5 protein-coding genes and 2 riboswitches are annotated in these 9,198 nt (G+C 47.1%); of the genes, 4 read left to right on the top strand and 1 reads right to left on the bottom strand.

Features of this window, described 5'->3' with window-relative positions; all coding sequences use genetic code 11:
* Positions 1 to 102: 102 nt before the first annotated feature.
* Complete coding sequence (gene ribD / locus SSCH_RS10215) at positions 103 to 1,116, bottom strand: bifunctional diaminohydroxyphosphoribosylaminopyrimidine deaminase/5-amino-6-(5-phosphoribosylamino)uracil reductase RibD (RefSeq protein ID WP_232294345.1); 1,014 nt, start codon at positions 1,114 to 1,116, stop codon at positions 103 to 105.
* An 85-nt stretch (positions 1,117 to 1,201) separates the two neighbouring features.
* A riboswitch (FMN riboswitch) is annotated at positions 1,202 to 1,341 on the bottom strand.
* 631 nt (positions 1,342 to 1,972) lie between these two features.
* Positions 1,973 to 2,197: riboswitch (cobalamin riboswitch) on the top strand.
* A gap of 761 nt (positions 2,198 to 2,958) precedes the next feature.
* Here ribD and SSCH_RS10210 point away from each other — a divergent pair.
* The 4 genes from SSCH_RS10210 (at position 2,959) to SSCH_RS10195 (ending at position 9,114) form a co-directional block, all read left to right on the top strand.
* A complete protein-coding gene (locus SSCH_RS10210; RefSeq protein ID WP_044665362.1) occupies positions 2,959 to 3,906 on the top strand; it encodes a hypothetical protein in 948 nt (315 codons plus the stop codon).
* An 83-nt stretch (positions 3,907 to 3,989) separates the two neighbouring features.
* Positions 3,990 to 5,093, top strand: coding sequence for a hypothetical protein (locus tag SSCH_RS16780; protein ID WP_052835553.1), 1,104 nt, complete (start codon positions 3,990 to 3,992; stop codon positions 5,091 to 5,093).
* On the top strand, positions 5,051 to 6,292 hold the full coding sequence (locus tag SSCH_RS10200) for a hypothetical protein (protein ID WP_044665361.1): 1,242 nt from the start codon (positions 5,051 to 5,053) through the stop codon (positions 6,290 to 6,292). The genes SSCH_RS16780 and SSCH_RS10200 overlap by 43 nt, the downstream gene beginning before the upstream one ends.
* Positions 6,293 to 6,390: 98 nt before the next feature.
* Positions 6,391 to 9,114, top strand: coding sequence for a DUF4430 domain-containing protein (locus SSCH_RS10195; RefSeq protein ID WP_044665360.1), 2,724 nt, complete (start codon positions 6,391 to 6,393; stop codon positions 9,112 to 9,114).
* Positions 9,115 to 9,198: the final 84 nt, after the last annotated feature.

The raw sequence follows: 9,198 nt of genomic DNA, 5'->3' as shown, positions 1-9,198 counted from the left end.
TCCGCATTCCCGACCTCTATTCCCGGTAGGCTCGTAATCATCAGATCTTCCCCTACCCTTTGAACAGACATCTGTGCAAGTCGCAGACAGTCTTTAAGTCTCTCACACCCCATACCACCGAAAACCCCCGGGGAATCTTGTCCCCCGATAATCAACGGGGCTTGAAAAAAAAACAAACTTATCGATGATCCCTGCTTCCAGTGCAGACGCATTCAAAGTTGACCCCCCTTCTAGAAGCAGGCTGGTTATCTCTCTTTTCCCCAGTTCCTTCATCAATGTCACCAGATCGACCCTTCCTTTGATAGCCGGCAGATCCCATACTTCCAGACCCGCTCTTTCCAGTTGAGCCCTCTTTGCCTCACTGTAGCTCCCCTGTACAGCTGCCACAACAGTTGGTACTTCTGAGGCTGTCTTGACAAGCATCGAAGTCTCTGGAATACGCAGAGAGCTGTCAACAATAACTCTCAGGGGTTGTTCATATTCGCCATCAAGCCTCACTGTCAAAAGAGGGTCATCTGCCAGAACAGTGCCAATCCCTACCATGATAGCGTCATTTGCGGCTCTCATCCGGTGAACCCAAAGCCTGGCCTCTTCCCCGGTGATCCATCTGGATTCACCGGTCCTGGTCGCCACCTTTCCATCCAGTGAAATAGCTGCTTTCAGGGTAACAAAGGGGCATTTGGTGCTGATGTACTTGATAAATGATTCGTTCCGCAGGCGGACATCCTTTTCTAGAACGCCCTCAATGACACGGATCCCAGCATCCTTTAGTGCTTTGATCCCTTTACCTGAAACCAGGGGATTAGGATCAGCCATCCCCACAACGACCTCAGCGATCCCGGCTTCAATGATCGATTTTGTGCAGGGCGGGGTTCGCCCGTGGTGACAGCAGGGCTCTAGTGTAACATACATCACCGCCCCATTTGCCTTCTCACCGGCATCGCGAAGGGCATGGATTTCCGCATGGGGTGTACCCGCCTTCCTGTGATAACCCTCCCCCACTATCCTGTCATTGTGGACTATAACAGCGCCTACCAGTGGGTTTGGGCTTGTCTTGCCCCGTCCCAGCTCCGCCAGCTGCAGTGCTCTTGCCATAAATTGTTCGTGTACCATCATAAGCCTGCCTCCGAATTTACATATGAAAATAGAAAAACCCGGCAGGAATGCATCCGGGTTTAATTAAGCTCAATAGTAAATAAGAGAATCCCTTCTCCCTTCCAGACTTTCACTGTCGGCTCCAGATTTTCACTGGATCAACCAGGACACTTACAAACAGAACAAGTGCCGGGTTCGCGGGCTTTCACCGCCGGTGTGGAGTTTCACCATCCCCCGAAGGACATTCCTGATCATATTAAATTGTCCATTAAATTTATTGTACACCTTAATACCAAATCACGTCAACACCAAAGACACGGTGGGACAGTGTCAACTATTTGTAGGATATTTTATTTCGAGATCACCCTGGCTTTTGGTTTTTACATAACACCATTTCAATTTCACAATCCATTTAAGCAATGAAACATTGGTATTTCATTACTTTTTATTAAGCGTTTTTACATTTCAACGCTTCTCCATGGCCTATTACTATCCCTTTTTTACAGCGACCCAGTAGTCGTCCGTGAAATTTGTCTAATTGCAACAAAAGAAAACTTATGTTTTTTAGTAATAACTATTGAAATTGGGAAAATAATATGATAATATATGACAAAAGTAAATATTACCAGATAGAGAGTAGCTGATCGAACAACGAAGGCGCTTCCCCTTTTGGGGCAGCGCTTTTTTTAACCTGGTAAATTGCAATAAGTCTCTCACCCCTTTAATTCGCAACATCAAACGCCAAACTAAATATGCACTTACAATTCTAAAATCCAAGTAAACCAATCTCCATACAAATCAAGAACTTGTTTCAACAAAGGAAACAAAGACACAAGACATGATAAAACAATACCTATATCGAAAGGCTTAACATTTAAAAAAGAATAATTCTTTTTGTGACCCTGCGGCGCATAACCAGTCCGCAGGGGTGAATAAGGGAACCGGGTGAAAATCCCGGACGGAACCGCCGCTGTAAGTGCCGATAATCAAAGCTCGTCGACGAAAGTCGGTCACTGGGAACCTGGGAAGGCAGAGCTTGATTGGCAGAAATACTGTCTGCCGAAGCGCAAGTCAGAAGACCTACAAAAAGAATTTTGCTTGCCACCCTGTGGTGGATGGGGACAAGCGTTGATGAGCAGGAAAACGGCTGTGATGATCAGATTTGATTGTTGCAGCCGTAATTTATTTCAGAAAAAACAGCCTCCAAGAATTAAGCGTTACCAATGATTATAGCTAACTTCCCAGCTTCATGCGGCGGCGCTTGATTGAACACCTGAACTGCGATGAAAACGCAGGTAACAAGAGCAGTTCCGTGAGACATGCCCAGAGCTGCGGCGCATATGTTCAGGCTTGAAAGTGCTAAGTGTAAAAAAAATCGGGAAAAAGGGAGGACTCAGTCCCATGCGCATAACGGAATTTGTTAGGAGTGGTGATGCCTATAATCTGATGCAGGATTTCCCTAGGAGGGACGAGCGGCGGAGTGGTTACCGTTTCAATCTGTGACAGGGGTAATTGATTTGAAAGGGGGAATAAAAAATAATTGGTTTATTTAAAACCTGAATTCCCGCGTTTTTATACCTATGTGCTTGAAACATCTATAAACACTGCATTTCTTGCTCCTCATAGGTATAATAATTTATACCTATGAGGAATAAAAAACTTTTGAAATCTCTTATATCATGCGGATTAAGAGACTCATAGGTATAATTTTCCGGGAATCCAGGTTAAAAGATGTTGTGGTATAACGATGGTAGATATTTTTAGAATGCAATTTACCAGACTCAGGCACGCCTGCTTAAGAAGGTGAAGCTGTTATGACCGTAAATATTTCGGCAACTTCAATTTAGAAAGGATGGTTTTAAAATGTTAAAGAACAAAAACCGGTTTATTACTTTATTGTTGATGTTGGCAATGGTCAGTATGTTCATAGCTACAACGGCGTTTGCGGCTTCTTACGGCACCAGCGGATTTGAGGGGCAGAACGCGCTCAACAATCCGCCCACTGTCACGGGGCAGTTCACCGTGTATCTGTCGGTAAAAAGCAACTCCATAGACGGCGTAGCTATATCCAGACACAGACTTCCCATAACGATGGGAACGCCCGGGGTGACGAATTATTTTTTTGTTAGCGACGTGTTAGTAGCGGCAATGTCACAGTATCCGGCGCTGTCGTTCCAGAACTCAAGCGGCATACCTATAACCAGCACTTCAAGCTATGTACAAAAGGTTACGGATAGCACGGTCAGCAGCACATTGGTTTTTGAACCAGTTACAGGAATTAACTACTACAATGGCTGGATGTTCCGTATTAACGACAAGTATAGGGCGATGAACCCGGCTGATTGGCCAGCCGGATGGGACGAAGACGTTAGTGGGCCCTATGGCGCTGCAATTAATCAGGCATTTGTCCAACCAGATGATTTTATTGATTTCTACTTTGCAGATTCCGCCAATGCCACAGTTGCTACGCGGACGCTTAAAGCATCCGGATTTACCTATACGTCTGGGATTAACAAGAAACTTGACGTGACATTATCAGAATCACATTGTTATTTCGACGGACCGCCAAATTATAAGTGGTATGCAACCACTTTTGCGGTTGTGCCAAATGTGACATTTTCCGTAAAAATTGACGGTACGACATATACGGATGCGACCAATGCTAACGGGGTGATAACAATAAATGGAATCGCATTATCGTCAGGTACTCATACATTTGAGGTCCTGCCAATCTACAACACATATACTGTAAACGGCACATCATATGGTATTCCATTGTATAGCGGCTATTACGCTACTTTCACAATATAAACTGTACGTTTGAGGGATGTGGGCTTTGCCCACATCCCTCAAAATAGTGATTTTTACAAATTGAAATGGGATGTGATAAGTATATGAAAGCTTTTCGGAAACTGCTGAGTGTCCTACTTGTTGCAGTATTACTGGTAGGATTGATGCCTACCATTTCTTTTGCAAGCGAAGGCACGGTTGAGTTAATGCCCGGTTCTTGGCAAGAGGGATTGGATACTCAAATAACTGCATCTGTCATCGGTGCTGATAGTGCTAATGTAATATACTCAGGTTGGTTGGAAGGCAATAGTGGCGCAGGTTATTGTTTTGATCTGACAAGTGATACTGAAAGTTTTGTTGGCTGGATAGTAAATGGTGTTGAGGTGCCATATCATAGCAACGTTACCGATATGGATGAAGCCGTATACGATTACATTATATACGGTGAAGGGTATTGGTTTGTATCTTACAAGAGTTCAACTTCCAGCGTGCCAGAGTTGCTGCTTTCTTTTGACCAAGAACCAGCAGCACTTCATGTGAAAGCGGTGTTTGAGAAAGCTGATACAGGTGAGACTCTTGAATTTACCAAAAACCTTAAGACTTACGAAACCGTATTGATTGATACAAGCCTTACTTTATCTGTAGAGGCAACTGCTGTGAATAACGGAACTGTTTCCTATCAATGGCAACAGAGCCCAGACAAGACAAACTGGAACGATATTCAGGACGCCATATCTTCTTCCTATGCACCTGCAACCAATGCCGGGGGTAAATCCTATTATAAAGTGGTAGCCACAAGCGGCGGCATATCGCTGGACAGTAATGTAGTTACCGTGACGGTTTTACCGGCTACTGAAAATATTTCCGCCACTTTTAATTTTTCCGCGCAGGACAAGCCGTTGATCTGTACAGTCGGCAGCAATCCGGCTTTTACAGCGAACTGCAGCGGCGGAAATAATTATTATTACGAGTGGTTTAAAGACGGAGTAAGCCAGGTTTTCAGCAAGTCGGCGACTACTTTTTATGCGGATACTTGTACAGAGGGAACCCATATTTATTATTGCATTGCCTCGGTCGATGACAATTATTATTTTGAGAGTGACCACATCGAAGTCAAGGTTGAAGCGGCGCCTCTGTACCAGCAGGTGCCTATGAGATTTCGATCATGGATGATCCTAATTATCAAGGAGCACAGCCCAAAGCTGTGAGTATCGCAGGCGCCGGCGTAACAAGCCATAGTACGGAGACAAACGCAGCAGAGTATGATCGGATCTATAATATTCAGCTGTCAAAAGAGACAGCCGATAATGCGACCATCACTCTCTACTTTGAATGTCAAAATAATACATATGATAATTCACGTGGAAATCTGCCTGTTTTGTCCAGCGTTGGCGAGGAAGAAGGAACGAGGGTTAGCAAGTTTAAGGACGAGATCGCAGCGGCATCTTTTCGTACTCTGAATGTTTCATTGAAAGACGGTACCGCGCAAGCGGTAGTTTATGCCTACAATGACAATAACAGCTATTCAAGAGGAACCAGAACGAAATATATCTTCAACTTCAGCAAAGAGATAACAGAGGAAACTGCCATTCTAGACGCAGTGCCTGCCAACGGCCAATGGCTGATGAAATCAGATCTGTTTACGAAAAAAAGCGCTAACCTTGCCTTACCGTATGGTCAAACAACTGTAGATCTAACTCTTACATTTGACTCGGCTAATGCTATGATCAGCGTAAACGATACCGAGGCGCAAGCGATAAACGCGGACAAGACCTGCAGCGTTACGTTGAACTCCTCGCCGGAGGGCACAGCGAATAAGATTTCTGTCGTAAAGGAAGGAGTTACTGAAAGCTCTTATACAGTAACTTGCTTTACCCAAAAATACAGCGGACTGCCGGACGCGGTTACCGATTATCTTTGTATCGGATCCCAGTATACCAACGGACTTGGGATCAGCGACTATGGTCTGCGCGGCGTGGCCACCCTGCTGGGCAGCAACAACGATGTCGCTGGTGCCACATACACAGCGCCGGCATCGCTGGGTAACTTCGGCGGCTACATCACCTATTATTTTGAGGATGCCATCCAAGATAACCCGAAGAACCCCTATGGCGTAGACTTTATCACATATGGTAACTCTGTGGAGGGAAGCAACGCTTTTGCTGAGCCGGGACAGGTTTGGGTATCTGAAGACGGGAGCGAATGGTACGCCCTTGCGGGCTCCGTACACTATGACAACAGCGCGTTGTGGGATTACAGCATCACCTACAGCAAGCTTGAAAACGGGCGGACAAGTTGGACGGACAACAAAGGCAACAGCGCTACGCAGCCATATTACGAATACCCTCTGCCAGAATATTATCCATTGTTTGACTGGACAGAAGCGCTGGAAAATAGTATGACCTGAGCGGGATACTGCTTCAAACCCAGGAGGGGACGAACGAATACGGCAATTCCTTACCTCCCTTCACTGATTTCGGTTATGTGGATGTCGGTCAGAGAGGCTTGCCCGGAGAAGATAACAACAAAGCCGGGAATCCCTATCTGGGCAGCTATACCAAAGGTAACAGGCAATATCTTTCAGTCACAGACGGTATGGATCTGGCCTGGGCCGTGGATGAAAACGGACAGCCGGTAACCTTCGAAAACGGTGTCCACTATGTGAAGATAGTGACTGCCAGCAACATAGAAAACGGCGCCATAGGCGAAAAGTCCACCGAGGTCAACATGGTTCGCGTGGCCGCGGCCAGTGAGTCGGAGGTGGGCCAGACCGCCGCGCCATCCGCAATCAAGGTGGACGGGAACGCGCTAGCGCTGACAGAGGGCAAGTACATCTATGACAACGTGGCTGTCGACGGGCCATTCGCCGTTAGCGTGGACGCCGCCGAGGGCGTCAACATTTACATTAACAGCTCGCGCGGACACAACGCAGTCTTCAGTGGTATGCCCAATCACAAGATGATCAGGATCATCGTTCAGGAGGGCGAAAAAGAGCCTGTCATCTACTACCTGAACCTTGTGGAATCCAGCGGTGAGCCGGAACCCGCCGCAACTCTGACGCTCGACCCCAACGGCGGCGTGCTGGGCGGCAGCAGCGAGGCCTTGACCTATGCCTTCGATGCTCATATGTCGCATATCGCTCTGCCCATTCCGACGACAAAGAACACGAACCTTGAATTTGCCGGCTGGTACTCATCTGATCAGAAACTCTATACCACATATCCCTCAGAGGTAAAAGACCTGACGCTGACCGCCAGGTGGAAGGAAATTGGCTCCGAGGTACCATCTGACACCATCGATGTAACCTTCCGCCTGATTGGTTGTACGCTGGCTGAACTTGAAGATGAATTCGATAGCATTGATCTGGCCGATGGCGATTACAAGGGGGCGGAGTACGTAACATGGATCGCCACCAAAAACTACACGCTGCCCGAAAATTCCACCGTCCTTGACCTGTTTGAAATGGCACTGACCGGAGCGGGACTTACGTGGAAAAATCCAGGGGGCGACTATATAACAACCATTAACGCACCAGATGTATACGGCGGGTATGAACTGAGCGAGTTCACCAACGGAAACCGCTCCGGCTGGATGTATACCCTCAACGGAAACCACGCCCTCTTCGGCGTTTCCAATCAAAAATTATCCCAGGGCGACGAGATTATATTCCACTATGTCAACGACTTCGCCTATGAGGTCCACGACTGGGACAAGTTTGGAGGTTCCCCGGCCTTGGGTGACGGGACTTACTGGAGCAAGTGGCTGGAAGCCGCGGACGAAACCCTCGAATCCAATGAAGAAGCCGTTGCAAAGGCGAAGACTGCAATCGAAAACCAGACCTGGACAGTGCCTATGGACACCGCGAACACAGAGCAAGCCGTCAAAGCATGGATCGAATCTGAGATTGCAAACCTTGACATGAATGGAGTCACAGCCATCGTCACCATGGACAGCTTTACCCCCGCAGTCGCCGGAACAGAAGCAAATCCCAGCGGCACAGAGGGGAGTTTTAACTTCACGGTAAATCTCAACAAGGGTGAAGGAGATACTCTCGCCACTGACAACACACAAATCACAGGCACCATCACCGCCTATCCGGTAGACAATGAGGACGCTGCTGCAGCGAAAAACGTAGACAACCTGATCACAGCGATCAGCGACCCGGTCACCCTTGGCGACAAAACAGCGATCGAGAGTGCCAGAGCGGCTTACAATGCCTTAACACAGGAGCAAAAGGACTTAGTAACCAAACTCGCTAAGCTGGAGGCCGCGGAGACAACACTTGCTGATCTTCAGGCAGCAAAAGATGCGGAGGATAAGATAGCGGCAATAGGGATAGTCACACTGGAAAGCAAATCACTGATCGATACCGCAAGGGAGGCTTATGATGCACTAACCGATGAGCAGGCTATGCTGGTCTCCAACTACCAGACACTGCTTACAGCGGAGGAAGCATATGCCGCCCTTATGCAGCCGATTAAAGAAACAGAGGGGCTTATCAATAAACTGCCCGATACGATTAGCACTACAGAAATGACAGCGCTTGCCAAGGCGAGTGAAGCATATAACAACCTATCTGATGATGAAAAAACACAAATCGATGCCAAACTGAAAACGAAGCTTTCGGCACTGCAGAACGAAGCCGCTGCAATCAATCACACTTCCAATGGCGTACAGATCAGCGGTGTTCCCTGGAATATCATCCTGACCGCTGTACCGTTCACCGCAGGTGAAGATTATGAGGCAATGCAAAAACTGGGAGCGGGCAGAACTGTGCTGGGCATGTATGATCTGTCACTTCAATCGCTCGGTTCTGACGGCAATATTGTTGAATATCAGCTTAACGGCGAGACCGCTACAATCACCTTGACAGTTAAGGATTTAGCCAAATACAAAGAGATCAAGATCATTCATCAGCTTCCCAATGGGGAATATGAGTACATCACACCAACGGAGATCGATGGCAGTAAAATAACGTTTGTTGTTAAATCACTGAGCAAATACGCGGTTACAGGAAAATTGATCGAGACAGCGTCTGAAACAACCCCTACAACAGGTGGTGACCAGGGCAAGAATCCGGTTGGCCCAGTTGGCGGCAAACAAATAAAGACAGTCCCCGCAACAGGTGATCCCGGCTATGTGCTGATGATGATAATGTTCCTGCTTGCTGTTTTGTGTGCCGGTGGATATGTCTATTGCAAGAAAGCAAGGGGAAAAAATAGCATTTAGCTTTTAAATTGCAGACATCCTACCCTCTCATTAAAGCATACCAGGCCTTTTTCGGGCCTGGTATGCTTTAATTATGGAGGGAAT

The sequence above is a fragment of the Syntrophaceticus schinkii genome (assembly GCF_000946815.1).
Taxonomy (GTDB): Bacteria; Bacillota; DSM-12270; order Thermacetogeniales; family Thermacetogeniaceae; genus Syntrophaceticus; species Syntrophaceticus schinkii.
Note: the sequence above shows the minus strand (reverse complement) of the source record. Positions and strands in the feature narration are given on the sequence as shown.

Bases quoted from the DNA above. Each gene is read 5' to 3' on its own strand.
- ribD (WP_232294345.1), bottom strand. From the start codon at position 1,116: ATGATGGTACACGAACAATTTATGGCAAGAGCACTGCAGCTGGCGGAG.
- SSCH_RS10210 (WP_044665362.1), top strand. From the start codon at position 2,959: ATGTTAAAGAACAAAAACCGGTTTATTACTTTATTGTTGATGTTGGCA.
- SSCH_RS16780 (WP_052835553.1), top strand. From the start codon at position 3,990: ATGAAAGCTTTTCGGAAACTGCTGAGTGTCCTACTTGTTGCAGTATTA.
- SSCH_RS10200 (WP_044665361.1), top strand. From the start codon at position 5,051: ATGGATGATCCTAATTATCAAGGAGCACAGCCCAAAGCTGTGAGTATC.